The organism is Actinosynnema sp. NPDC049800 (genome assembly GCF_040656635.1).
GTDB lineage: Bacteria > Actinomycetota > Actinomycetes > Mycobacteriales > Pseudonocardiaceae > Actinosynnema.
Map to the genome: position 1 here is coordinate 206,900 of NZ_JBFAMT010000001.1, position 25,284 is coordinate 232,183.

Consider the following 25,284-nt stretch of genomic DNA (forward strand, 5'->3'; position numbering starts at 1 on the left):
CACGGAGGCACGGCTCCGGGCCTTCTCGCGCCCCTTACCTCGTCAGGTAGGACAATGAGCTCTCCCCGTTCCCTGTCACGGGTCCTGACCGCCGCGCTGGCACTCGGCCTCGCCGCGGTGCTCAGCCCCGTGATCACCCAGTCCGCGCAGGCCGCCGAGTGCGGCACGACCAACGCCGCGCTGAACCGCCCGGCGACCGCATCCTCCGTCGAGAACGGCGGCACCCCTGCCGCCGCCGCGGTCGACGGCAACACCGGCACCCGCTGGTCCAGCGCGTTCGCCGACCCGCAGTGGGTCCAGGTGGACCTCGGCTCGACGCAGCAGGTCTGCCGCGTGACCCTGACCTGGGAGGCCGCGTACGGCCGGGCGTTCCAGGTGCAGCTGTCGGACAACGCGTCCACTTGGAACACCGTCTACTCCACCACCACCGGCACCGGTGGCGTGCAGAACCTGACCGTCGCGGGCTCCGGGCGCTACCTGCGGGTCCACGGCACGGCGCGCGCCACCGGCTACGGCTACTCACTGTGGGAGCTGGCAGTCAACACCGAGACGACCGGCGGACCCGTCATCCCGCCCACCGACCCGCGCAACCCCGACTTCGGTCCCAACGTGCTCGTCTACGGCCCCGGCTACGACCGGGCCGCGATGCAGTCGCGGTTGGACCAGATCGCCACCCAGATGAAGACCAACCAGTTCGGCTCCGAGCGGTACGCCGTGCTGTACAAGCCGGGCGTGTACGACGCGGACGTCAACCTCCGCTTCTACACCCAGGTCGCGGGCCTCGGCCTGCGCCCGGACGACGTGCGGCTCAACGGCCACGTGCGCGTCGAGGCGGACTGGCTCCAGCAGGGCGACAACCCGAACAACCTCGGCAACGCCACCCAGAACTTCTGGCGCCAGGCCGAGAACCTGCACGTCAACCTGCCGGCCGGGCAGATCGAGCGGTGGGCCGTCTCGCAGGCCGCGTCCTACCGGCGGATGCACCTCAGCGGCCAGATCCACCTGTGGAACGGCGGCGACGGCTGGGCGTCCGGCGGTCTGATCGTGGACAGCAAGATCGACGGTGTCGCGGTCTCCGGCTCGCAGCAGCAGTTCCTGACCCGCAACAGCAACCTCGCGGGCGGCTGGAGCGGCTCGGTGTGGAACATGGTGTTCGTCGGCACGCAGGGCGCGCCCGCGCAGCACTTCCCGAACCCCTCGCACACCACCGTCGACACCAGCCCGGTCGTGCGCGAGAAGCCGTTCCTGTACTTCGAGAACGGCGAGTACAAGGTGTTCGTCCCGGCGCTGCGGCAGAACGCCCGCGGCACGAGCTGGGAAGCGGGCGCGCCCGCCGGCCAGTCGATCTCGCTGGCCGACTTCTTCATCGTCAAGCCCGGCACGCCGGTGGCGACGACGAACGCGGCGCTGGCGCAGGGCAAGCACCTGCTGCTGACGCCGGGTGTGCACCGCCTCACCGACACGATCAACGTGACCCGGCCGAACACCGTGGTGCTCGGCCTTGGCCTGGCGACGCTGTCGCCCGACACCGGCAAGGCCGCGATGGCCGTGTCCGATGTGGACGGTGTGAAGCTGGCCGGGTTCCTGGTCGACGCCGGTGTGCAGAACTCCCCCGTGCTGCTCCAGCTCGGTCCGACGACCTCGTCGGCGTCGCACGCCGCCAACCCGACCTCGATGCACGACGTGTACCTGCGCGTCGGCGGTCCGCAGGCGGGCAAGGCGACGACCTCGCTGGAGATCAACAGCGACCACGTGATCGTCGACCACACGTGGGTGTGGCGCGCCGACCACGGCACGGGCCCGACCGGCTGGACCGCGAACACCGGTCGCAACGGCGTCGTCGTCAACGGTGACAACGTGACGGCGTACGGGTTGTTCGTCGAGCACTACCAGGAGTACAACACGGTGTGGAACGGCAACGGCGGCCGCACGTACTTCTACCAGAACGAGCTGCCGTACGACCCGCCGAACCAGGCCGCGTGGATGAACGGCTCGAAGCTGGGCTGGGCCGGGTACAAGGTGGGCGACCACGTCACGACCCACGAGGGCTGGGGCATGGGCGTGTACGCCTTCAACCAGGCCGACCCGAGCATCCGGACGGCGAACGGCTTCGAGGTGCCCAACCGGTCGGGCGTGCGGCTGCACGACCTGGTGACGGTGTCGCTCGGCGGTGTCGGCACGATCGACAACGTCGTGAACGGCGTCGGCGGCGCGGCGAACATGGCCACGCAGCAGCGCTACGTCGTCAACTACCCGTGATCGCGTGAGCAACCGCCCCGCCGAGGCTTCCGTCCTCGGCGGGGCGGTTCGCTGGGGTCCGGGCACGTGGTCGTGCTCGTGCGGCGCGGCCGGTTCCGGCGGCGCGCGCGGTGGTCGCGGCGGCACGGGAGGCGGTGCTGGCGGACGCGCCCGAGTCGGCCGGGCTGGTGGTGCCCCTGGCGGAGGCGCTCGGCGTGTCGCCCTACCGCCTGAGCCGCGCGTTCAACCGCGAGGTGGGCGCGTCCCTGACCAGGTTCCGCAACCGGGTGCGGGTGGGGCGCGCGGTGGAGCGGTTGGAGGGCGGTGAGCGCGACCTGGCGGGCCTGGCGGCGGACCTGGGCTTCGCCGATGACGGGTCACCCGGGAAGCCGCTAGCCCGCCGACAGGGGCAGGGAGTTCGTCGGCAGCCGCACCTTGCGCAGGAACGCGGGCAGCAGCCACGGGCGTCGTCCGGCGACCCGCAGCTTGCCCGTCACGGCGGCGCGGGCGCGGCTGACGCGGCCGAACAGCACCAGGTTCAGCACCGCCGGGTCGAAGGTCAGGCGCACGTCGACCGGCTCGCCCGGTTCCCCGATCGACACCCGGCCCTGGTGCAGCACGATCGTCACCGGGGTCGTGTGGGGTGAGCGGAACGCCACCGCGACGCGGCGGTCGCTGGGCGGCTCGCCGTCGAGCACGCCGCCGACGTCGTTGCGGATCATGCCGACGATGAACAGGTCGAAGAACAACGCGGCTTCACGCGGCGGGATCGACCACGGCGTGCCGACGCCCCGGGCGATGTCCCACCCGTGGACCAGCAGTTCGTTGACGAGGTGGGCCAGCACGCCCGCGATCGGCACCTGGGACGCGCCCAGCCACGGCACCGTCCGCTCGGGGTCGGCCTCCGTCGTCACCTCCAGGATCGTGGCCACCATCGACCGCAGCATGGCGCTCAGGGTGGCGGGGTCGCGCTCGGTGAACCGCCGCAGGGCCAGGTCGTTCAGGTTGGCGACGGTGTCCACGGTGACCGCGGGGATGTGCTCGGCGAGGCTCCGGTCGGCCACCTCCCCGCCGCCGGGCGCCAGCAACGTGGTGTAGATCGAGGCGATGGCGACGACGTGCGCCGCCGTGTCGGCCACCGTCCAGTCGGCGGTGGCGAGCGCGCTCGGGTCCGACGATGCGACGAGGTCGGCGAACCGACCCGTCACGTCCGACAGCACGTCCCGCACTGCCGGCCACTGCTGCTCGACCACGGCACCCCCCAAGTCGCCCGGGCACGTACCATAACAGTGTTTCAGCGACGAGGGCTAGCGGAGCCGCACCGTGGTCTCCACGAACGCGCGCACCACCGGCCGGGCCGTCTCCGGCGCCCACCCGATCGCCACCCGCAGCGGCTCGATGTCGGTCACCGGCCGCCACGCCAGGTCGGGGTGCGCGTAGTACTCCGCCATCGACTCCGGGCCGAAGCACACCGCCGCACCGGCCGCGACGTGCTCCAGCATCTCGTCCGCGTTGTCGTTCTCCGGTCCCCACACGGGTTCGCGGCCGTCCGGCCGCGGGTTGACGGCCCACCAGTCCACCCACGCCTTCGGCGCCTTGCGCGTCCACATCAGCGGCTCGTCGCCCAGGTCCGCGATGCCCACCGACTCGCGCGCGGCCAACGGGTGGTCGCGGGACAGGGCGACGTACCGCGCCTCGGTCGCCACCACGTGGGTGCGCAGGCCGTCGGTGTCGGCGGGCAGCCACACGAACGCCACGTCGACCAGCCCCTGCCGCAACGCGTCCGGCTCGCCGCCCCAGTCGCACCGCTTCGGCTCGATCGTCACGTCGGGCCGCTGCTCGGCGAACGCCGCCCGGGCCCGTCGCGCCACGCTGCCACCGCCCGACGCGACGAACCCGACCCGCAGCACGTTCGCCTCGGCCGCCGCCGCGGAACGCGCCGACCGCACCGCGTCCCGCCACTCGGCCAGCGCCCGGCGCGCCAACGGCAGCAGGTCACCGCCCGCCGCGGTCAGCCGGACCTCCCGGCCGGTCCGCACGAACAACTCGACGCCCAGGTCCGTCTCCAGCTGCCTGATCTGCCTGCTCAACGCGGGTTGCGAGACGTACAGGGCCCGCGCCGCCCCGGTGAAGCTCAAGCGCTCGGCCACGGCCACGAAGTACCGCAGCACCCTGGTGTCCACGTCGAGGGGACTCATACCGCCAGCGTATTGGCCGACCGACGGCGTGGCGCCCGGTAGGCCCAGTCCCACACCGCCTCCACGGGTCCGCGCTCGAACCGCCGCATCCACCACGACGCGCCCACGACCAGCAGCACGGCGACCACCAGCCACACCGCCCCGGTGAACCACGGGCCGAGGTGACCCCAGCGCCGCGCCAGGCCGAGGCCCCACTCGTAGCAGAGCGCGGACGCGATCACGTTCTGCGCGACGTAGCAGCTCAACGCCGCCCGACCGACCGCCGTCACGCCGCGGCGCACCGGACCGGCCTCGGCCCGCATCCGGTGGACCAGCGCGGTGATCGCGCCGAGCAGCCCGAACGCGACCAGCGGCGCGCACACGTAGCGGTCGACGGCGAACCAGTCGGCGCCGGCGAGCGTGGTGGTGACGTTCAGCGGCACGCCGACCCCGAGGCCCCACACCACCAGCCGCCGTCGGATGCGGGCGCCACGCGCGGAGTCCTCCAACGCGCCCGCCTGGAACAGCCGAGCGCCGGCCAGGAACAGCAGCGCGCTCAGCGGCAGCACCAGGAACCCCTCGGCCCGGAAGACCGCGAAGTGCTCGATCCGCGCCTGGACCCCGTCCCACCAGCTGTCCGTGGCGAGCACGAACCCCGGATCCCCGACCGTCGTGGCGCCGGTCAGCAGCGCCAGCGTGATCAGGCCGACGACTCCCAGGTTCACCGCCCCCATCCCGACCATCCAGCCGACCTGGACCCGTCGGCCGCGCCCCACCAGGTAGGCGACCAGCACGGACACCACCGCGTAGAACATCAGCACGTCGAACTCGAAGACCAGCACGTAGTGCAGCAGGCCCTCGAACAGCAGCAGCGCCGAGCGCCACAGGTACCACCCGGGCCACCGCTGCCCCCGCCTACCGGCGGAGCGGTGCTGGATCGCCAGGCCGATGCCGAACATGATCGACAGCAGGCCCAGGAACTTCCCGTTGGTGATCATCTGCAGCAGTGCGGTCGCGGTGTCGCCCGCGCCCGAGCCGAAACCGGCCAGGAAGCCCGTCACCCCCTGCGGGTGCGTGAAAGCCCACACGTTGGTCCCGAACGTGCCCAGGATCGCCACCCCGCGCAGCACGTCGAGCGCCACGATTCGTCCGCCCATGACCCGCCTCCCCGAACTAGGTACCGGGCGAACGTAGGACGAGAAGCCCTCGGCGCTCGTCGGTCGAAGGTGTCCGGCGGTGTCGCACCTTCGGACGATGGGTGACGGCCGAACGGATGACACGACGACCGCGCAAGGTGAGCGCGGATGGTCACAAGTCCATACCGTGCGGATTTGGCCACACGAACGTAACCTCCCGCGCCCGGCACGCAACACGCGGTTCATAGCTTCTCGGTTCCACCTGCCCGAAAGGAGCCGCCGGTGCGTTCCAGAACCCTCAGCCGCGGACTGATCGCCCTCCTGCTGCCCGCCCTGCTCGCGACGGCCTGCGTCGACGAGCCCGGCGGTGGCGCGGGGGCCTCCGGTGACGAGATCAAGGTCGGCGTCCTGCACTCGCTGAGCGGCACCATGGCCATCAGCGAGGTGACCGTGCGCGACGCGGAGCTGCTGGCCGTCGAGGAGATCAACGCCAAGGGCGGCGTGCTGGGCAGGAAGATCGTCCCGGTCGTCGAGGACGGCGCGTCGGACTGGCCCACGTTCGCCGAGAAGGCGCAGAAGCTGATCTCGCAGGACAAGGTGGCGACGGTCTTCGGCGGCTGGACCTCCGCCAGCCGCAAGGCGATGCTGCCGGTGTTCGAGCGCAACAAGGCGCTGCTGTGGTACCCGGTGCAGTACGAGGGCCTGGAGAGCTCGCCGTACATCTTCTACACCGGCGCGACGACGAACCAGCAGATCGTGCCCGCGCTGGACTACCTGGCGGCGCAGGGCAAGAAGAAGATGTTCCTGGTCGGCAGCGACTACGTGTTCCCGCGCACCGCCAACAAGATCATCAAGGCGTACGCCGCCGCCAAGGGCATCGAGGTCCTGGGCGAGGAGTACACGCCGCTCGGCCACACGGAGTACAGCACGCTGGTCAACAAGATCGCCGACGCGAAGCCGGACGCCGTGTTCAACACCCTCAACGGCGACAGCAACGTGGCGTTCTTCAAGCAGCTGCGCGGTTCCGGCATCACGCCGCAGACCACGCCGGTGGTGTCGGTGAGCGTCGCCGAGGAGGAGGTCAAGGGCATCGGGCCGGAGAACGTGGCCGGGCACCTGGTGGCGTGGAACTACTACCAGACCACCACCACGCCCGCGAACGACGCGTTCGTCAAGGCTTTCAAGGCGAAGTACGGCGCGGACAAGGTGACGTCCGACCCGATGGAGGCCGGCTACAACGCCGTGCACCTGTGGGCGGAGGCGGTGAAGAAGGCGGGCACGACGGAGGTCGAGGCGGTGCGGAAGGCCGCGGGCGGCATCACGATCGAGGCGCCCGAGGGCCCCACCACCATCGACGGCGACAACCAGCACGTCGCCAAGACCGCGCGGATCGGCCTGGTGCAGGCGGACGGCCAGATCAAGGAGGTGTGGTCCTCGCCCGGTCCGATCAAGCCGGACCCGTACCTGAAGAGCTACGACTGGGCGGGCGGGTTGAGCTGACATGGGCGCTTTGGTCAACCAGCTGCCCATCGGGCTGAGCATCGCCGCGGTGCTGCTGCTCATCGCGCTCGGCCTGACGTTCACGTTCGGCCAGATGGGCGTGATCAACATGGCGCACGGCGAGTTCATCATGGCGGGCGCCTACACCGCGTACCTGTTGCAGAGTTCATCTCTTCTGGGTGACACGAGCCAGTCGTTCCTCATCGCGCTGCCGGTCGCGTTCGCCGTGGCCGGGGTGATGGGGCTGCTGCTGGAGTGGTCGCTGGTCCGGCGGTTCTACGGGCGGCCGTTGGACACGCTGTTGTTGACCTGGGGCGTGAGCCTGGTGCTGCAACAGCTGGCGCGTGACGTCTTCGGCGCGCCGAACGTGCAGGTGACCGCGCCGGGTTGGCTGGTGGGCGGCGTCGACGTGCTCGGCGTGCGCCTGCCGTACAACCGGGTGTTCATCGTCGTGCTGGCCGTGCTGTGCGTGGTCGGGGTGTGGCTGTACCTGACCAGGCTGCCGGCCGGGCGTCGGATGCGGGCGGTCGTGCAGGACCGGGAACTGGCCGCGTACAGCGGGATCGCCACCGGGCGGGTGGACCGGTTCACGTTCCTGCTCGGCTCGGGGCTGGCCGGGGTGGCGGGTGTCGCGCTGACGCTCGTCGGCCCGGTCGGCCCGAGCCTGGGCACCTTCTACATCGTGGACGCGTTCCTGGTCGTGGTCGCGGGCGGGCTCGGCCAGCTGCGCGGCGCGGTGCTGGCGGCGGTCGCGCTCGGGTTCCTCAACGGCTACCTGGAGTTCTGGACGGACGCGAGCCTGGCCAAGGTGCTGGTGTTCGTGGCGGTCATCGCGTTCCTCCAGGTCCGGCCGCAGGGCATGTTCGTGCTGAAGGGGAGGGCGTTGGTATGACGTGGGGTCGCATCTCCCTCGTGGTGTGCGTCGTGCTGCTGGCGTTGGCGCCGTTCGCGCTCTCGCCGTTCCGGCTCGGGTTGCTGGCGAAGTACCTGTGCTTCGCGATCGTCGCGGTCGGCATCGCGCTGGCCTGGGGTCAGGGCGGGATGCTGACGCTCGGGCAGGGCGTGTTCTTCGGCCTGGGCGGCTACGCGATGGCCATGTACCTGAAGCTGAAGGAGGCCGGGTCGGCCGGGTTGCCGGACTTCATGGTGTGGAGCGGCGTCGAGGAGCTGCCCGCGCTGTGGAAGCCGTTCGGCAACCCGGTGTTCGCGCTGGCGGCGGTGGTGCTGGTGCCGGGGCTGGTGGCGTTCCTGTTGGGGCTGCTGGTGTTCCGCCAACGGGTGCGCGGCGCGTACTTCGCGATCCTGTCCCAGGCGTTGGCGGCGGCGTTCGTGATCCTGCTGGTCGGGCAGCAGGGCCTGACCGGCGGCACGAACGGGATGACGAACTTCAGCCAGTTCTTCGGGCTGGACCTCACCGACCCGAACGGGCAGCGCGCCGTGTACGCCGTCACGGCGCTCGTCCTGGGCGTGACGTTCCTGGTCGCCAAGCTGCTGGTGCGCAGCCGGTTCGGGCGGCTGCTGGTGGCGGTGCGCGACGGCGAGGACCGGGTGCGGTTCCTCGGCTACGACCCGGCCGTGGTCAAGGCGATCACGTTCACCGTCTCGGCGGTGATGGCCGGTCTGGCGGGCGCGTTGTTCGTGCCGGTCGTCGGCATCATCTCCCCCGCGCTGCTCGGCATCGTGCCGTCGCTGGAGCTGCTGGTCGGGGTGGCGGTCGGCGGCCGGTTCGTGCTGGCCGGCGCGATCGCGGGCGCCATCGCGGTGAACTACGCCAAGACGCTGTTCAGCGAGGACTTCGCCGAGGGCTGGCTGTACCTGCAGGGCGGGCTGTTCGTGCTCGTGCTGGTGTTCGCGCCGAAGGGCCTGGCGGGCCTGGTCGAGTCGGCGCGGGACCGGGTGGCGGCACGGCGGCGTCCGGTGGAGGTGCTGGCGTGAGCGCGTTGCTGGAGGTGCGCGGGCTGCGCGTGGTGTTCGACGGGTTCGCGGCGATCGACGGGCTGGACCTCACCGTCGAGGAGGGCGAGCTGCGGTTCCTGATCGGGCCGAACGGCGCGGGCAAGACGACGCTGATCGACGTGGTCACCGGGCTGACCGCGCCGGCGGCGGGCAGCGTGCGGTTCGGCGGCCAGGAGCTGGTCGGGCGCCGCGAGCACCGGATCGTGCGGATGGGCGTCGGCCGCACGTTCCAGACCGCCACCGTGTTCGAGGAGCTGACCGTGGTGGAGAACCTCGACCTCGCGGCGAGCTTCCGGTTGCCGCTGCGGTCGTTGCTGCGGCGGCGGCGCGGCGTGTCCGACGCGGTGGCCTCCGCGTTGGAGGCGGCGGACCTGACGGCGTCCGCCGACAAGCCCGGCGGTGTGCTCTCGCACGGGCAGCGGCAGTGGCTGGAGATCGGGATGCTGCTGGTGCAGCAGCCGAAGCTGCTGCTGCTGGACGAGCCGGTGGCGGGCATGAGCCGGTCGGAGCGGGAGCGGACCGGCGAGCTGCTGCACCGGATCGCCTCGACGCACACGGTGGTCGTGGTGGAGCACGACATGGAGTTCCTGCGCAGGTACGCGCGCAAGGTCACCGTGCTGCACCAGGGTCGCCTGCTGCGCGAGGGTTCCGTCGCCGAGGTGCAGGAGGACCCGCGGGTGCGCGAGGTGTACCTGGGTCGGGCCAAGGGGAAGGCGGTCACGTGATGCTGTCGGTGTCCGGGGTGGACGCCGCCTACGGGCGGGCGCGGGTGCTGTTCGGCGTGGGGCTGGAGGTGCCCGCCGGGTCGTTGGTGTGCGTGATGGGCCGCAACGGGGTCGGCAAGACGACGTTGCTCAAGACGGTGATGGGCACGCTCACGCCCACGGCCGGCCGGATCACGTTCGACGGGCAGGACATCACGCGGCTGCCGACGCACCTGCGGGTGCGCGCGGGCATGGCGTACGTGCCGCAGGGTCACGTCTCGTTCCCGCAGCTGACCGTGTGGGAGAACCTGCGGGTGACGCTGGAGGCCACCGGGCACCGCGACCCGGCGGCGGTGGACGAGGCGCTGGACGTGTTCCCGGCGTTGCGGCAGTTCTTCAAGCGGCCGGCGGGTCTCCTGTCCGGCGGTCAGCGGCAGCAGCTGGCGATCGCGCGGGCGTTGATCACCCGGCCCCGGCTGCTGGTGCTCGACGAGCCCACGGAGGGCGTCCAGCCGTCGGTGATCGACGAGATCGAGGCGGCGATCGACCGGCTGCACCGGGAGGTCGGGTTGACCGTGCTGCTCGTGGAGCAGTACCTGGACTTCGCGTTGCGGCTGGCCGACGGTTTCGTGGTGCTGGACGCGGGCGAGGTCGTGCGCGCGGGCGCGGTGGAGGAGCTGCACGACGAGGAGGTGCGCCGGATGCTGGCCGTCTGACCTACCGGCGCCTGCTCGCGGCCTGGCGGGCGAGCGCGCCCGCGGCCAGGATCAGCACCATCGCGGCCAGGCCCCAGCGCCGTTGGTCGCGGACGGTGTTGTCGGTCGGCGCCAACGTCTCCACCCGCCGGTCCGGCGCCTCGAGGTCGGCCGGCGGTGGAGGCGGCGGCGGTTCCACGGGCGGTTCCGCGGGCGGGGGCAGTGGCGGAGGCGGGGGGTTCTGCGGCGGGGTGGTCCGCAGCGGCGGGACGTTCGGCCGCGGCGGCACCGCGGGTGCGGGGCGAACCGTGGTGGTCGTGGTGGTGGTCGTCGTCGTTGTCGTGGTGGTGGTCGTCCGGGCGATGGTGGTGGTCGTCGTCGGTGGCGGGGTTGTCGTGGTGGTCCTGGTCGTCGTGGGTGGCGTGGTCGTCCTCGTCGTGGGCGGTGTGGTGGTGGTGGTCGTCGTCGGCGGCGTAGTGGTCGTCGTGGTGGGTTGTGTGGTGGTGGTCGTCGTGGGTGGTGTGGTGGTCGTGGTGGTGGGCGGTGTCGTGGTCGTGGTGGGGATCGGGATCGTGGTCAGGCAGCCCGACGAGTCGATGGTGTGCAGTGCCTTCCGGGACGAGATCTCCGTGACCACGCCCGAGCCGTCCAGCGCCACCCGCCACAACGTGCTGCGACCGCCCTGGTTGTTGTTCGTGGCGTACAGCGCGCCGTCCGGCGCGAGGGTCACCGCGCCGTAGCTGCTGCCGCCGGGCAACCGGCCGGCGCCGGGCACGGCTCTCGTCCGGCCGGTGTCCGGGTCGATGCTGACCACCACGCCGTAGCCGTGGGCGTGCGTGGCGACGCCGTAGAGCAGGCCGTCGTCCGGGTTGAGGTCGAAGTCGTCGACCGTCGTCCCCTCCGCCGGCCACAACCACGCCTGGTGCAGCACGTGCCCGAACGTGGGGCTGTTCCGGTCGATGTCGACCGAGTTCAGCCACGGACCCACGCGCACGACCAGCCGTTCGTCGACCACCACGCCCGCCGTCGCGTTCCGCAGCAGGGGTGAGGGGCGCGGCGCCTTCCCGACCACCCGGCCGGTCCGGTCGAGGGCGACGAGCCTGCCGTGGTGGTCCACGCCGTACACGAGGTCCTGCTCGGAGGAGAAGCCGATGGCGTTCAGCCGCACGTCGAGCGTGGTGAGCGAGGACGTCTCGCCGGACGGCAGCCGCACCCGGAAAACGGTCGACGGGCCGTGGGCCTCCGCCTCGACCTGGATGGCGGTGCACACGACCTGGGCGAGCGCCTCGATCATCCGAATCGCTCCACGGCGGCCTCGAACGCCGCGGGACTCACCCCGGCGCCACCGCCGAACGGGTTCTGCAGCTGGTAGATCGCGTACAGCAGCAGGGTGATGGTCGCGGCGAGGGTCGCCACGATGAGCACGTGCGTGCGGATGCGCGCCCCGCCGAACAGCAGCGGCAGGCACACGGCCAGCACGCTGCCCGCGATCAGCACGAACCACACCACCGAGCTGACCCCGCCGCCCGCCGCGTCCAGCCGCTCCTGCCTGGCCTGGTACACCTGCCACAGCTGGTTCGCGGCCTCGGACTTGCGGTCGACCTGCCACTCGTCGGTCGTCGGCGCATCGGCCACGACCCGGCGCAGCTGGTCGAGCTGCGACCAGCCGCTCGACTCGAACGACGTGCCCTGCGTCATGCCGGGCCACTCGTCGTCGATCACGGTGGCGGCGTAGTCGCGGGACAGGTCGCGCACCTGCTCGCCGGTCTCCGGGGACAGCGAGTCGCTCGCCCACGTGGCCGCCACCAGCCCGTCCGCCTCGCGGTACGCGGCCTCACCTGCCTGGGCGACGGCGTCGAACAGGGCGATGAGCACGAACGCCACCAGGACCGCGTGCAGGCCGCCCACGATCGTGAAGACCTGCCCGGCGGACTCGTTGTTCGCCGAGCGCCCCTCCAGCTCGCCGTACTTGCGGATCAAGTAAGCCAGGACGGCGGCCACGATGGCCGCACCGCCGACCCACAGCAGACCTGTGAGGTAAATGCTCATCGACACCCTTTCGTCACTCGGGATGAATTCCACAGATCCGCCGATTTCACTCACCCGAAAGCTAGTGATCGACCCGATCCAGTGAGAAGTGCGTTCATCCGAGTGCCAGGAAACCCCAATCTCTCAGGTGACCCGCTCACCTCGCACGAGCAGGAGCGCCAGCTGGAAGCCGCCAGAATGCGGCGAAATCCAGCTCATCGAGCTAACCCATTAGCCCGATCGAGTTGTTTGCATCACGACAGACCGTCGTGGGCCCTCAGAATATCCGCTCAGCCCGCGAACAGCAGCGCCAAACCGCCCGAGGTGTAGCCGACCATCAGGACCAACAACGGCACCTGACCGGTCAAGTGCCGGTTCGCCGGCAGCAGCCGCAGCGCACGGTCGTGCGCGGACACCACGGCCAGCAGGTGCCCGGCGAGCACCGCGCCGAGCTGCACCGAGGCCACCAGGACGGGTGCGGCGAGCGTGTCGTCGGGGGTGAAGCCGGTGTGGCCGAGCAGCAGCGCGACGCCCCGCTGGCCCTCCACGGCGAGCAGCGAGAAGTAGTGCGCCACGACGTACCCGGCGACGATCGGCACCATCGAGTGGGCGAGCTGCCCGCCGAACGACCGGCACGCCAGCAGGTAGCTGCCCGCGACCAGCGCCACGGCCGCCACCAGCCCCGCCGTGTCCGGCACGGACAGGCGTTCCCAGGCGGGGGTGGAGCCGATGCTGTCGAACGCCGTCGAGCCGAGCAGCACCGCCACCACCGCGACCAGACCGGGCCGCACGGGCGTGGCGACGAGCGCGCGGAACGGGTTGCCGCGCAGCGGCGACAGCCGGCCCAGCAGCGTCGAGAACACCTCGAACCCGTCGGCGCGCTCGAACCACGTGCGGCCGAACACCACGCCGCCGGCGACGTTCACCACCGCGTGCGCCACCAGGAACCACGGCAGCGCGTCCGGCGAGACCAGCTCCACCCAGGTGAACGCGAGCAGGCCGAGCGCGGCGGGCCAGTGGCCGAGCCGCTCGGGGTACGCGCGGCCGAGCGTGACGCGGGCGGCCAGGCGCAGCGGGTTGAGCACCCGCCACACCGGGCCGAACAGCATCGACAGCACCGGCACGCCGACCCACACCAGCACGAACACCAGGTGCGGCCACGCCGCGGCGGGCACGAGCACCAGCCCGACCGCGACCAGCAGCCGCACCGGCCACCAGTCGCGGTCGGGCGCGGGCTCGGCGGCGTCGAACCGGGGCTTCGTCCACAGCAGGCCCAGCGCCAGGAACGACGCCAGCAGCGCGACCGCCGCGCCCTGCAGCACCAGGTCCAGCGGGAGCGGCAGGTCGTGCCGCGCGCCGACGCCGTGGGCGAGGACGGTCACCGCACCACCAGTTGCACGAGCAGCGTGTCCGGGTGGGCCTCCACGTCGTAGGTGCCCGTCCGGTCCACGGTGAACTTGAGCACGGCGGGTTTCCCGCTCTCCGCCTTGGCCAGCACGTCGACGCCGTGCACGTGCACGTCCACCGGCTGCTCGCTGGTGACGGTCAGCTCGACGGCCTGCCCGCGCACCGCCTCCACCCGCTGCGGTGACGCCTGGTCCACCGAGAGGTCGAGCACCAGCGGGCCGGCGGCGGGCGGCGCGGCCTCGGGCCCGGACGAGCAGCCCGCGAGCACGAGCAGCGCGAGCAGCAGGGCGTGAACGGTCTTCATGTGGTCGATCCAGTCCTTCTGAGGTAGTCGAATCCGCCTGCGGCGAGGCCGAGGCCGCCGCCCAGGGTGAGTGCCACGAGCAGCCGGTCGAGGTCGGCCGGACCGGCGAACGGCAGCCGGGAGAACCGGAAGCTGTCGAAGTCCGGTATCCCGGCCACCACCAGCATCGCGCCCACGACGGCCGCCACGAACGCCGTCGCGGGCCTGCGCCGCACCGCCGCCACCACGGCGACCACCGCCAGCGGCCACGCCACCAGGCCGACGCCGCTCGCGCCGAGCAGCAGCGGCACGAACGACCCGCCCGTCACGGCGAGCGTCGCGCCGACCGCGTGCCACCCGTGCGCGGCCGTCACCACGACCACGCCGACCGCGAGCAGCGCCCGCGCGCGGCCCAGGAAGTAGCCGCCGAGGGCGAGCGCGGCCGTGATCAGCAGCCACCACAAGGGGTTCGGGCCGGGCACGACGTCCACCTGGCCCTTGATCACCGCGTGGCCGAGCGGCACCTCCCACTGCGGAGCGGTGGTGCGCTCGTCGCGGTAGCGGTAGGTCTCGCCCGGCCCGATCGCGTGCTCCGCGGTCCGTTCACCGGCGCCGCCGACGGTGATCGCGACGGCGCTCCCGTTGCGGATCTCCAGTTGCGTGCCGTGGTTGACCATCGCCGCCGTGACGCCGGGCAGCGGCGGTTCGATCCCGGTGACCCGGCTCAGGTGGTCCTGCGGCGTGAGGCCGCCCGCGTGCGCCTGGGCCGGGCCGGCGGTGGTGATCACCAGGACGAGGGCCGCGAGCAGCGCCCTCACCGGCGGGCGGTCGGCACGAGCACCACCGCCATCAGCACGCCGTGCAGCGCGGCCATGACCGGCGCCCCGGTCCACATCTCGGTGACGCTCGGCGTGGTGCCCTGCTCGATGATGGCCGCCGCGAAGAACACCGCCCACGTGACGAACGACGCCGCCGCCGCGAAGATCCGGTACTCCTTGAGCCTGCTCTCCGACGGGTTCAGCTTGAGCAGCAGCACGTCGATCACCACCCCGGACACCAGGAACCCGATCGCGATGCTCATGTTGGTGTAGTTGGCGACGGCGGTGCTGAGCAGCATCACCACGAACGCCAGCAGGGTCGCCGCGCCGAACGGCAGCCGGAACCGGCGCACGGCCAGCAGCAGCGGCAGGATCATGATCAGGTTGGTGAACATGATCGACGCGGCGAGCTCGGCCGCCCGGCCGGCGCCGTTGGCGCCCTTCTCGAAGCTGAACGCCCTGATCACCTGTTCGGTGGTGAACACGGTCGCGTCGGCGTACCCGGCGAACAGCAGCACCAGCGAGGTGGTGAACCCCAGGGCCAGCCCGGCGGGCAGGAATCGCCGCAGCGACGGGCTCACCACGTCCCGGTCGCTCCACAGGGTGCGCAGCGGCGTGGTGAGGATCAGCACCATCGACGAGATCAGCACCAGGTGGGTCGGGCTGAACAGGATGTCGATGCCCTGCTCGATGCCGATGAACGTGTGCCACAGGTAGTCGCCGACACCCGCCGCGGCGAACACCGGCAGCGCGATCACCGCCGGCCCGTAGCCGATCGGGACCGCGTCCAGGCCGCGCAGCCCCTGCTGGTAGTTGCGCCACAGCACCCACAGGATCCACGCGCCGGTCGCGGCGAAGCCCGAGTAGAACACCGCGTGCCACGGCGTGAAGAACGACTCGAGCTCGGGCACGTTGGAGTGCGCCCACGCGTCGAGGAACAGCCCGATCGAGAACCAGGTGCCGAGCAGCACCGTGATCAGGTCCGTGCGGTAGTCGGCGCGGGGACGCCCGCTCGTCGTCGGGCTCCCCGCCAGGTCGGCAACTTCTGCTTCGCGCCCCACTGTCATGGGGACGAGCGTGCCCGCGCCGGGGGTGGCCCGGGAATCGTGCCAGCACCACCGCGTGGTGCGGTTAACCGCACCTTTTCAGGCGTTGAGGTAGCGCAGGACGGCCAGGACGCGGCGGTGGTCGTGAGGGCTCGCGGACAGGTCCAGCTTGGTGAAGATGCTGGTGCAGTGCTTCTCCACGGTCCGCTCCGCGATGAACAGCCGCTGCGCGATGGCCTGGTTGGTGCGCCCTTCCGCCATCAGCGCGAGCACGGCCCGTTCCCGGTCGGTCAGCCGGTCGTCGCTGTCGTCGCGCCGCCGCACCAGGAGCCTGCTCACCACGTCCGGGTCGAACGCCGACCCGCCCGCGCCCACCCGCCGGATCGCGGCGGTGAACTCGGCCAGGTCCGACACCCGGTCCTTGAGCAGGTAGCCGACGCCGTCCGCGCCCGCGTCGAGCAGCTCGGCCGCGTAGCTCACCCGGACGTACTGCGACAGCACGAGCACCCCCGTCCCGGGGTACTGGCGGCGCAACGCCACCGCGGCCCGCAGCCCTTCGTCGGTGTGCGTCGGCGGCATCCGGATGTCCACGATGGCCACGTCGGGCCGGTGCTCGTCCACCGCCGCCGTCAACGCCGACGCGTCCTCGACCGCCGCCACCACGGCGAAACCGGCCTCGGCGAGCAGCCGCGCCAACCCCTCGCGCAGCAACGTCGAGTCCTCCGCGATCACGACCCGCACGGCAGCACCACCCGCACGCTCGTGCCCGTCGCCGCGCTGACCACCCGCATCGTCCCCCCGTTCGCTTCCACCCGTTCGCCCAGGCCGCGCAGGCCCGTGCCGCGCACCGGGTCCGCTCCCCCGCGCCCGTCGTCGTCGACCTCCACCACCAGCCGCCCGCCCCGGCCGCTGATCGCGACCTTGGTCCGGGACGCCTCGGCGTGCTTGGTGACGTTCGCCAACGCCTCGGCGACAACGTAGTACGCGGTTGTCTCGACCGACGGCGGCACGTCCTCCGGCAGGTCCAGGGTCAGGTCGACCCGAGGCTCGGCCAACGCGGTCAGCTCGCGCACCGCGCCGTGCAGGCCGCGTTCGGTGAGCACCGGCGGGTGGATGCCCTGGCACACCGCGCGCACGTCGTCGATGGTCGCCAGCACCGCCTGCTTGGCCTCGGCGGCGAGCGCCCGGGTCCGCTCCGGCGGCACGGTCTCGGCCAGCCCCAACGTCATCACCGCCGACAGCAGCCGCTGCTGGACGCCGTCGTGCAGGTCGCGCTCCAGCCGGCGGCGCTCGTCCTCGGCGGCCCGCAGCACCTTGGCGCGCGACTCGGCCAGCTGCCGGACCCTGGCCCGCAGCTCGGCGGTGAGCCGCTCGTTCTCCAGCGCCAGGCCGACGGCGGCGCACGCGGCGTCCACGAGCTCCAGGTCGAGCACGGGGTCGTGCAGCAGCACGGCGACCGGCACGCCACCGCGGTCCACCCTGGTGTGCACGGAGTCCAGCGCGACCGGCCGCCCGTCCACGTCCACGTACCGCTCCTGCTCGGCCACCCAGTACGCCACGCGCACGCTCGGGTCGTGCAGCGTGGCGGCGAGCGCCTCCTGCACGCCGGCGCGCCTGCTGTCGCCGCTGAGCCGCACCACCAGGTCGGCCACCTCGCCGCGGTCCATCCGCCGGCGCAGCAACCCCGCCAGGTACGCGAACGGGATGCCGCTCAACGCCAGCATCAGCACCACCAGCGGCGGTTGCAGGCCCGCGCGTTCCACCGGTTCCCACACCACGAACCCGATGATCGCGACCGCCGCCGCGCCGAGCATCGCGGTCAGCGTGCGCCGCTGCGCCATGCTGCTGACCCGCCAGCGGTGCAGTTGCAGGCCCAGCATGGCGATGCCGACCACCGCGGTCATCTGCGTCTCGGCGCCCACGATCGCGGCGGCCCACGGTTGGCGCTCGAACTCGAACCCCACGGCCAGCGCCAGCGTCTCGGCGTACCCGGCGGCCACCACCAGCCGGCGCGGCGTGGTGCGCAGCCTGCCGGTCGGGAACGCCAGCAGCGCGTGCCCGAGCACGGCCGGCCAGACCTTGCAGGCCAGCTGGAACAGGAACGACCCGCCCTCGACGGTGTAGTCGAGCAGCCAGCCCACGCCGACGAGCACGAACAGCGGCCCGATCCGGTTGCGCGGCTGCACGCGGCGGCCGATCACACCCGCGGTCACGTAGACGGCGCTCACCGCGAACATCGCGAACGGCAGCAGCATGGCGCCCAAGGTAGCCGGGCCGGCGGGCCGGTCGGCTCAGCCGCGGCGCAGACCACCGACCAGGACGCGTGCCAGCACGTCCGGGCGCAGGATCGACGACGGCGGCTGGAGCAGCCCGATGGTGCGGATGAACGCGGTGGCCGCCACCGGGTCGTGCGTGGCGACGCGCTGCATCCTGGCGACGTACCGGTTCAGCGCCTTGGTGGACAGCGACCGGTGGCCGGGGATCTCCGGCAGCGCCAGGTCGCCGAGCGCGTTGAGCTGCCACACCGGGTCGATGATCTTGGCCGACGCGCGGAAGAACCGCCGCGCCAGGTCGCCTTCACCGTCCTGCAGGCACTTCCGCAGCGCCTCGGACTCCAGCGCCGCGACGGTCATGCCCTGGCCGTAGATCGGGTTGAAGCTGCACATCGCGTCGCCGAAGACCAGCAGGCCGGGCGGGAACTCCCGCAACCGCTCGTAGCGGCGGCGCAGGCTGGCCGGGAACCGGTGCGTGCGGATCTCGGTGATCGGCTCCGAGGCGGCGACGGCGTCCTGCACGTCCGGCGGCGCGGACCGCTTGAGGAACGCCAGGAAGCCCGCCTCGTCGGTGGGCGGGTGGTCGCCCGCCATGCCGACCTGGGTGATCATCCACTGGCCGTGCTCCTGCGCGGCGAACGCGAACCCGGTCGGCCGGCCGGGCACCGGGCCGAGGAGCACCAGCTTGTCCGGGAACGGCGCGGTGGGGCGCACCAGCCGGCTCGCGTACACCATGTCGACGTCGATCCGGTCCTCCTCGGGCGTCGGCAGGCCCAGGGACGCGAGCCACGCCCGTGCCCGGCCGGACCGGCCCATCGCGTCGATCACGAGGTCGGCGTCGAGCACCTCCTCCGCGCCGTCGCGGGTCACCTTCACGCCGACCACCCGGCCGCGCTCGAACACCGGCCCGACCACGTCGCACCGGGACATGATCCGCACGCCCGGGTAGTCCGCGACCTTCGCCCGGACCGCGCCCTCCAGCATCGGCCGGGTCGTCTGGATGTCGGACGCGCCGGTGTCCGTGCGGGCCAAGGTGTGGCCCGCGAGCACGAACCGCGCGTCGACGTTGAAGCCGACGCGCAACCCGCCCGCGTCGACCAGCTCGTCGGTCAGGCCGGGGAACATCACGTCCAGCGCCTGCTTGCCCCGCAGCAGGATCGTGTGGAAGTGCTTGGCCTGCGGCACACCCTTCCGGTGCACGGCGTCCTCGGTCAACGGGTCGCGGTCGACCACCGTGATCCGGTCGTAGAAACCGACCAACGCGCGGGCCGCCAGCAGCCCACCCATGCTCGCGCCCAACACCACCGCATGCGTCATCCGGCGACTCTGACAGCGTTGGCCGCCGGTGTGCTTCTTCAGTTGTGCGATCCTCGCGCCACGAGCGGCCCGCCCGGGTGCCGGACGGGCCGCTCGCCCGGGTGCCGGGCGTCAGCGCTGCGGGCGCGGCGACAGCGTCACCTCGATGGTGTTGCCCGGACCCGACGTCAGCCCGCTGATCAGGCCGGTGAGCGGGCCGCAGCCGGTCAGCGCCGGCAGCGTGTAGACCCCCGCGAGGACGCCCCCCGCGAGCGGGTCGAACCCCGGCCCGGACTCCAGCGGGATCGACGCCGGTGTCTTCGTGCGGCAGTCCGGGCCGGTGCTGACGGGGATGCCGAGCACCGTGACGTGCGGCAGCTTCACGGTCACGCTGGAGGTCGACCTGAGCACGCCGGCCGCCAGGGTGCCGGTGGTCTTGGCCGCCTGCGCGAACTGGAGCTTCGCCTTGACCGGCACGAACCCGAAGGCCTTGAACCGGCCGGTGGCCGGGTCGAGCGTCAGGTCGGCGTCGAACGCGCCGGTGGACAGGTCGAGCGCGGCGGCGATGCCACCGGTGAGGGCGACCGTGCCGTTGGCGGCCTTGATCCTCGTGCCGCCGGTCAGGCCGTAGCCGTGCTCGACGACCGGCGGGCCCTGGCTCGCCTTCGTGCGGACCTTCACCTCGGCGCTCGCGCCCGACGTGTTGCCCGCCGCGTCCTTCGCCACGACCGTGAAGCTGTACTCGGTGTCCGGCGTGAGGCCGTCGACCGTGGCCGTGGTGCCGGTCGTGCCGCCGGCGGACGCGGCGCCGTTGAACACCTCGTAGCCCGTGACGCCGACGTTGTCCGTGGCCGCGTCCCACGCGAGCGCGACGCTGGTCTCGGTCTGGGCGGTGGACCGGAGATTGCCGGGTGCGGCGGGCGCCTCGGTGTCCGGCCGCGGCTGGGTGCGGGCGGTGACGGGCGGGCCGGCCGGCGAGCGGTTGCCCGCCGCGTCCTTCGCCACCACGGTGAACGTGTACTCGGTGTCCGGCGTGAGGCCGTCGACGGTGGCGCCGGTGCCCTCCGCGGTGGCGGCGAGGGTGTCGCCGTTGTAGACGTCGTAGCCCGTCACGCCGACGTTGTCGGTGGCCGCGTCCCACGACAGGGGCACGCTGGTCGGCGTGGTCGCGCCGGCGGTCAGGCCGGACGGGGCCGTGGGTGCCTCGGTGTCCTGCGCCGACGTGACGGTGACCGTGTGCAGCACGGTGCGCTGGGCCGCGTCGACCGGCGTGCAGTCCGCGACGAACGTGCCGAGACCGGTGTCGGTGCCGTCGGCCTTCTTCGGGGTCATGGTGAGCACGAGGTCGTGCACGGACAGCGTCGCGGTGCCCGGCTGGTCGAACCGGAGCGCGGGCGCGGCGCCCGCGGCGTCGATGACCAGGTCGCCGCTGGGCGGGATCGGCTGGTTCGGCACGGCCGCCGGCACCGCCACGGCGAGGTGGCCGCCCGGCGTGCGGACCAGCGACGTCGCGACCGCCGTGCCCTGGATGGTCTCCGCGCCGACGAGCCGCAGGCCCTGGGTCGCGGTCGGCCCGGCGTTCGACACGGCGGTGATGTCGAGCTGCGGCGTGAACTCGCCGACGCCGATCTCCGCCGGCAGGTCGGTGTCGATGTCGACGGTGACGTTCTGGTTGCCGATCAACGGGAACGGGCACGTGTAGACCTGGCGCAGCGGTGGCGTGCCGCCCGTGCCGGCCGGTGTCTCGGGCGTGACGGCGGCGCCCGAGACGGTGTAGGTCTGCAGCACGGTGTCCTGGTCCGGCGTCGGCGTGCAGTCGGCGACGAACGTGCCGAGGTCGGTCGGCGTGCCGTCGGCGCGCAGCGGGGTCATCTCCAGCACCAGGTCGGTCACCTCGACGGTGGCGGCGCCGGGCTGGTCGAAGCGCAGGCCCGGCGCGGAGCCCACGGCGTCGAGCACGAGGTCGTTGCCGACGGCCGGGATCGGCTGGTCCGGCACGTCCGCGGCGACCTGCACGGTGAGCGCGCCCTGGTCGCCGGGCGCGGTGACCTTCGAGGTGGCGCGGGCGGTGCCGCGGATCGTCTCGGCGCCGACGAGCCGCAAGCCCTGCGTGGCCGTCGGGCCCGCGTTCGACACGGCGGTGATGTCGAGCTGCGGGGTGAACGCGCCGGCGACGACCGTGCCGGGCTGGGTGGTCTTGATGTTCACCGAGACGTTCTGGTCGCCGATCAGGGGGAACGGGCAGCTGTAGGTCTGGGTCAGGTCGCCCTGGGCGGCCGAACCGGTGCCCGTGCCGATCGCGAGGCCCGCGACGACCATGGCCGCCACGCCGAGCCTCGTCAGCCCGAGGGCTGGTCTGCTGTGTCTCACGGAAACGTCCTCCCTGACGCCGAGCGCACGTCGGCAATTAAGGGGTGGAATGGTTCGCAGACGTGCTGCAAGGGGAAATTAACCAGGCCGCAACACTTGCGCAAGACTGCCGGATGACCATTCGCGGACGGGCCGGGAAATTGTCATTTTCGGACAATTACCCGGCCCGTGACCTGCATGGACGAGACACAGAAAGGGAAATGGCGAACGATTGGCACGCGGACGCGTATTTCCGGGACGACTTTTGGCACACCTATGACAAACCGCGCGCCGAGTGCTCGGCGCGCGGTCGTCGGGTGGTGAGGTCAGAAGGTGAGCCGCCAGGCGTCCACGTAGCCGGTGTCCTGGCTGTAGACGTCCTGGACCTTGAGCCGCCACGTGCCGTTGGCAACCTCGGAGGAGGCGTTCACGGTGTAGGTCGCGACCACGTTGGGCGTGCTGGAGCCGCTGGAGCTCTTGACCCGGTAGGTGGAGCCGTCCGGCGCGACCAGGTCGATCACCAGGTCACCGCTGTAGCTGTGCTTGATGTCGACGCCGACCTTGAGGGTGGAGGGCGCGTTGCCCGCGATGCCGCTCACCGTGACGTTGCTGTAGACCGCCGCGCCCGCGTCCGGGATGTTCACGTTGTCCAGGTTCTCGAACACCTTGCCGGGCGGCTGGGGCGTGCCGCCGAGGTCGGCCGCCGCCTGGTTGATGGCCGCCGCGAACGTGCTCACCTCGGTGTAGACGCCGGGGTTGTCCGGCCGCGCGCACCCGTTGCCGTGGCTGACGATGCCGACCTGGACCCACGCGCCGTTGTTGTCGCGGCGGAACATGGGGCCGCCCGAGTCGCCCTGGCACGTGTCGACGCCGCCCGCGAGCTTGCCCGCGCACAGCTCGGCCGCCGGGATCAGGTCCGCGTAGTACGGGTCGGAGTTCTTGCACGTGGTGTCGTCGATGTAGTCGACGTTCGCCTTGAGCAGGTAGCGGGACTGGCCGCCGTCCTCCCGCGTGGCGCCCCAGCCGGCCACGGTGAACACGCCGGTGTTGTAGGCCGCGGTGGTGGCGATCGGCAGCAGCGCCGCGCCGGTGATCGGGCTGGCCAGCTTGATGATCGCCCAGTCGCCGCCGGTGGCCGTGCCGTAGGTGGGCGCGCGGTGCACGTAGGTGGACGTGCGGGTGACGCGAGTGGTGTCCTGCAGGTCCACCACGCCGTAGGTGGCGGTGATGGACGTGTTGTTGCCGGTGCGGCTGACGCAGTGCGCCGCCGTCAGCACCAGCTGGTCGGTCAGCATCGAGCCGCCGCAGCCCATGGACAGCCGCACCATCCAGGGGAACTCGCCCTTGGCGGCCTGGGTGCCGCCGACGACCATCGGCGTGGGGTTGACGGTGTCCGGCGGCGGCGGGGCGGCGATCGCCTGGCCCCCGAAGGCGGCCAGGGCGGCGACGATGCCCACACCGAGGGCAAGCGTCCTTCTCACGGTGTCGCGCACGGTTGGTCCTTCCCGCGCCCGGCCGGGATCGTGCTCGCAGGGTGGCCGGACGTCGAGATCGCAGGGAACTATCCAGCCGGCCCCTCTGCCGGCGACTCATCGTGCGTGGCGAACGGCCTGCTCACAATCCGTCGATCGACGGGAGTTCTTCCGGTGTGGTCCGTGGTAGGGCGTGGTTCTGCCGGTCGTGGCTCTGAGCACCGGCGAGCGTCCCGACTTGACTTCCACAGGTGTGAGTGGTTGATTACACTCGTGCCTGCCGCATCGAGTGAACGCCGCCTGTCGACCGCCGAGGAACGTCGGGAGACGGTCCTGCGCACCGCCATCGGCGCGTTCGCCGCCCGCGGCTACTACGGCACGACCACCGGCGAGGTCGCGAAGTCCGCCGGCATCTCCCAGGCCTACGTCTACCGGCTGTTCCCCGACAAGGAGGCGTTGTTCCTGGCCGTGGTGGAGCACAGCTTCGCGCGGGTCAGGGAAAGCCTCGCCGACGGGGTCGCCGAGGCCAAGGGCAGCGCACCGGAGGACGTCCTGTACGCGATGGGCGACGCCTACGCCCACCTGATCTCCGCGGAGAACACGCTCCTGCTGGTGCAGATGCACGCCCAGTGCGCCGCGATCTCCGAACCGGCCGTGCGCGAGGTCTTCCAGCGCGGGGTGGCGCGGACGGTCGAGTACGTGCGCAGCGTGTCGGGCGGCAGCGAGGAGCAGGTGCAGCAGTTCTTCGCCATGGGCATGCTGTGCCACCTGGTGGTGGCGGCGCAGGCGGACGACATCGACGCACCGTGGGCCCGAACCCTGTCGAAGGGCATCCGCCACTACTGATCCCCTGCCTCCCTCAAGTGAGTAATCAACCAGCCACAGTGGTGTGCTGTGACCACAGTGGACAGTCCGCACCCCTTGCGGCCCTTGGGGCATCCGTTGACGTGACACCGGGCTGATCTCTAGGTTCGGGAGTGACACCGCCTCGTCAACGTCGTCGAGGAAAGGGCTTTCCCGTGACAGTGAGTCGACGTGGTCTCCTGGTGGCGGGCGGCGCCGGACTGGCCGCTCTCGGCACGTCCGGCCTCGGCCGGGCCGCCGCCTGGGAGACCGTCATCAACGGATCGTTCGCGAGCTACAGCACGTTGGAGTCGGTCTGGAACTACCGCTACCCGTGGGGTTCGGACCACAACGGCACGGCGCGGATGTACGCGAGCGCGTCCGACCACAACCACGTGTTCCTGGAAGGGTCGACGCTGGTCATCAGGGCGACCCGGATCAACTGGGACGAGGGCAACAGCTCCGCCGACCCGCACCTGCCGATCCGGTACCACTCCGGTGCGGTGCACGCCCGGCAGCACGTGCTGGTCAACGACCAGTTCCCGAACTGGGAGGTGCGCGGCGAGTTCCAGGCTCCGTCGACGCGCGGCACGTGGCCCGCGTTCTGGCTCACGGGTGCGAACTCGTGGCCGCCGGAGAGCGACATCCTGGAGTACAAGGGTGACGCGCGGAACTGGTTCAACACTTACAAGAACGCCTCGGGTGGCTGGTCGAACACCATTCGCCCGGTGTCGTCGCCCGGTTCCTGGCACACCTACCGGGCGTGGATCGCCAAGGTCAGCGCGACCGATGTCGACATCCACTACTACCTCGACGGGACGTGGGTCGGCCAGCACCGGGGCGCCAACTTCGTCGGCAAGCCAATGTGGATCATCATCAACCTGCAGATGGAGGGCTCCTCCGGCACCACCGGCCCAACCACCGACACCTACTACCGCGCCCGCAACCTCTACGTGGGCCGCACCCGCTCTTAACCTTGTCCTACCCGCGCGCCCCTTCGTTCCCGCCGTCCCCATTTCACCCGACGGCGGGAACGCACGCGCTTGCACGTTCCACAATTTCG

The 25,284-nt window shown here is 71.8% G+C and carries 22 protein-coding genes and 2 pseudogenes; 9 read left to right on the top strand and 15 right to left on the bottom strand.

The genetic code is table 11. From position 1 onward, the window contains the following. The first annotated feature begins 54 nt into the window (after nt 1–54). Together AB0I91_RS00970 and AB0I91_RS00975 are read left to right on the top strand one after the other, a co-directional pair. The gene (locus tag AB0I91_RS00970; RefSeq protein WP_499618126.1) at nt 55–2,259 is read left to right on the top strand and encodes a pectate lyase-like domain-containing protein; all 2,205 of its coding nucleotides are present in this window, start codon (nt 55–57) and stop codon (nt 2,257–2,259) included. Nucleotides 2,260–2,429: 170 nt separating this feature from the next. After that, nucleotides 2,430–2,603 (top strand): annotated as a pseudogene (locus tag AB0I91_RS00975) (helix-turn-helix domain-containing protein); the annotation flags it as partial. A gap of 27 nt (nt 2,604–2,630) precedes the next feature. Here the strand turns inward: AB0I91_RS00975 and AB0I91_RS00980 are convergent. Genes AB0I91_RS00980 through AB0I91_RS00990 form a run of 3 tightly spaced genes read right to left on the bottom strand, consistent with a single transcriptional unit; the run spans nt 2,631 to nt 5,572 of the window. After that, nucleotides 2,631–3,491, bottom strand: a complete 861-nt coding sequence (locus AB0I91_RS00980) for a maleylpyruvate isomerase family mycothiol-dependent enzyme (RefSeq protein WP_498772341.1) — start codon at nt 3,489–3,491, stop codon at nt 2,631–2,633. A gap of 54 nt (nt 3,492–3,545) precedes the next feature. Further along, nucleotides 3,546–4,436 (bottom strand): LysR family transcriptional regulator, encoded by an 891-nt coding sequence (locus AB0I91_RS00985; RefSeq protein ID WP_498772339.1) that lies wholly within the window; start codon nt 4,434–4,436, stop codon nt 3,546–3,548. Then, nucleotides 4,433–5,572, bottom strand: coding sequence for a DUF418 domain-containing protein (locus tag AB0I91_RS00990; protein ID WP_498772337.1), 1,140 nt, complete (start codon nt 5,570–5,572; stop codon nt 4,433–4,435). The genes AB0I91_RS00985 and AB0I91_RS00990 overlap by 4 nt, the downstream gene beginning before the upstream one ends. 261 nt (nt 5,573–5,833) lie before the next feature. Here AB0I91_RS00990 and urtA point away from each other — a divergent pair, with 261 nt between their 5' ends. Genes urtA through urtE form a run of 5 tightly spaced genes read left to right on the top strand, consistent with a single transcriptional unit; the run spans nt 5,834 to nt 10,427 of the window. Continuing rightward, nucleotides 5,834–7,051, top strand: a complete 1,218-nt coding sequence (urtA, locus tag AB0I91_RS00995) for an urea ABC transporter substrate-binding protein (protein WP_499634504.1) — start codon at nt 5,834–5,836, stop codon at nt 7,049–7,051. A 1-nt stretch (nt 7,052) separates the two neighbouring features. After that, nucleotides 7,053–7,943, top strand: coding sequence for an urea ABC transporter permease subunit UrtB (gene urtB / locus AB0I91_RS01000; protein ID WP_498772333.1), 891 nt, complete (start codon nt 7,053–7,055; stop codon nt 7,941–7,943). Continuing rightward, nucleotides 7,940–8,986 carry an urea ABC transporter permease subunit UrtC gene (gene urtC, locus AB0I91_RS01005; protein WP_499618133.1) on the top strand — a complete coding sequence of 349 codons (1,047 nt, stop codon included), beginning with the start codon at nt 7,940–7,942 and terminating at the stop codon, nt 8,984–8,986. Before urtB ends, urtC begins: the two co-directional genes overlap by 4 nt. Further along, nucleotides 8,983–9,732: an urea ABC transporter ATP-binding protein UrtD gene (urtD, locus tag AB0I91_RS01010; RefSeq protein ID WP_499634507.1), complete on the top strand. Its 750-nt coding sequence runs from the start codon at nt 8,983–8,985 to the stop codon at nt 9,730–9,732. Before urtC ends, urtD begins: the two co-directional genes overlap by 4 nt. Continuing rightward, the gene (urtE, locus tag AB0I91_RS01015) at nt 9,732–10,427 is read left to right on the top strand and encodes an urea ABC transporter ATP-binding subunit UrtE (RefSeq protein WP_499634886.1); all 696 of its coding nucleotides are present in this window, start codon (nt 9,732–9,734) and stop codon (nt 10,425–10,427) included. Before urtD ends, urtE begins: the two co-directional genes overlap by 1 nt. A 1-nt stretch (nt 10,428) precedes the next feature. On the opposite strand, the gene AB0I91_RS01020 is transcribed toward urtE, so the two are convergent. The 12 genes and pseudogenes from AB0I91_RS01020 to AB0I91_RS01075 all read right to left on the bottom strand — a co-directional run. Next, nucleotides 10,429–11,700 carry a hypothetical protein gene (locus AB0I91_RS01020; RefSeq protein WP_499634510.1) on the bottom strand — a complete coding sequence of 424 codons (1,272 nt, stop codon included), beginning with the start codon at nt 11,698–11,700 and terminating at the stop codon, nt 10,429–10,431. Further along, nucleotides 11,697–12,455 (bottom strand): bestrophin-like domain, encoded by a 759-nt coding sequence (locus AB0I91_RS01025; RefSeq protein WP_499634513.1) that lies wholly within the window; start codon nt 12,453–12,455, stop codon nt 11,697–11,699. The genes AB0I91_RS01020 and AB0I91_RS01025 overlap by 4 nt, the downstream gene beginning before the upstream one ends. Before the next feature lie 269 nt (nt 12,456–12,724). Continuing rightward, complete coding sequence (locus tag AB0I91_RS01030) at nt 12,725–13,816, bottom strand: hypothetical protein (RefSeq protein WP_499634516.1); 1,092 nt, start codon at nt 13,814–13,816, stop codon at nt 12,725–12,727. Then, entirely contained in the window at nt 13,813–14,145 is a 333-nt protein-coding gene (locus AB0I91_RS01035; protein WP_499634519.1) for a hypothetical protein, read from the bottom strand. The genes AB0I91_RS01030 and AB0I91_RS01035 overlap by 4 nt, the downstream gene beginning before the upstream one ends. After that, nucleotides 14,142–14,942, bottom strand: a complete 801-nt coding sequence (locus AB0I91_RS01040) for a hypothetical protein (protein ID WP_499634521.1) — start codon at nt 14,940–14,942, stop codon at nt 14,142–14,144. Before AB0I91_RS01040 ends, AB0I91_RS01035 begins: the two co-directional genes overlap by 4 nt. Continuing rightward, nucleotides 14,939–16,009: a hypothetical protein gene (locus tag AB0I91_RS01045; RefSeq protein WP_498772318.1), complete on the bottom strand. Its 1,071-nt coding sequence runs from the start codon at nt 16,007–16,009 to the stop codon at nt 14,939–14,941. Before AB0I91_RS01045 ends, AB0I91_RS01040 begins: the two co-directional genes overlap by 4 nt. Nucleotides 16,010–16,087: 78 nt before the next feature. Beyond that, a complete protein-coding gene (locus AB0I91_RS01050) occupies nt 16,088–16,729 on the bottom strand; it encodes a response regulator transcription factor (protein ID WP_498772316.1) in 642 nt (213 codons plus the stop codon). Continuing rightward, a complete protein-coding gene (locus tag AB0I91_RS01055; protein WP_499618142.1) occupies nt 16,717–18,243 on the bottom strand; it encodes a sensor histidine kinase in 1,527 nt (508 codons plus the stop codon). The genes AB0I91_RS01050 and AB0I91_RS01055 overlap by 13 nt, the downstream gene beginning before the upstream one ends. 36 nt (nt 18,244–18,279) lie before the next feature. After that, complete coding sequence (locus AB0I91_RS01060; RefSeq protein WP_498772312.1) at nt 18,280–19,578, bottom strand: FAD-dependent oxidoreductase; 1,299 nt, start codon at nt 19,576–19,578, stop codon at nt 18,280–18,282. A gap of 111 nt (nt 19,579–19,689) precedes the next feature. After that, nucleotides 19,690–21,927: a DUF6801 domain-containing protein gene (locus AB0I91_RS01065; protein ID WP_498772310.1), complete on the bottom strand. Its 2,238-nt coding sequence runs from the start codon at nt 21,925–21,927 to the stop codon at nt 19,690–19,692. A gap of 305 nt (nt 21,928–22,232) precedes the next feature. After that, nucleotides 22,233–22,571, bottom strand: coding sequence for a proprotein convertase P-domain-containing protein (locus AB0I91_RS01070; protein WP_499618146.1), 339 nt, complete (start codon nt 22,569–22,571; stop codon nt 22,233–22,235). A gap of 27 nt (nt 22,572–22,598) precedes the next feature. Next, nucleotides 22,599–23,399: pseudogene (locus AB0I91_RS01075) on the bottom strand (S1 family peptidase); the annotation flags it as partial. Nucleotides 23,400–23,651: 252 nt separating this feature from the next. Here AB0I91_RS01075 and AB0I91_RS01080 point away from each other — a divergent pair. Then, the gene (locus AB0I91_RS01080; RefSeq protein ID WP_498772308.1) at nt 23,652–24,224 is read left to right on the top strand and encodes a TetR/AcrR family transcriptional regulator; all 573 of its coding nucleotides are present in this window, start codon (nt 23,652–23,654) and stop codon (nt 24,222–24,224) included. 173 nt (nt 24,225–24,397) lie between these two features. Beyond that, nucleotides 24,398–25,195 (top strand): family 16 glycosylhydrolase, encoded by a 798-nt coding sequence (locus tag AB0I91_RS01085; RefSeq protein WP_499634524.1) that lies wholly within the window; start codon nt 24,398–24,400, stop codon nt 25,193–25,195. The last annotated feature ends 89 nt before the right edge of the window (nt 25,196–25,284 follow it).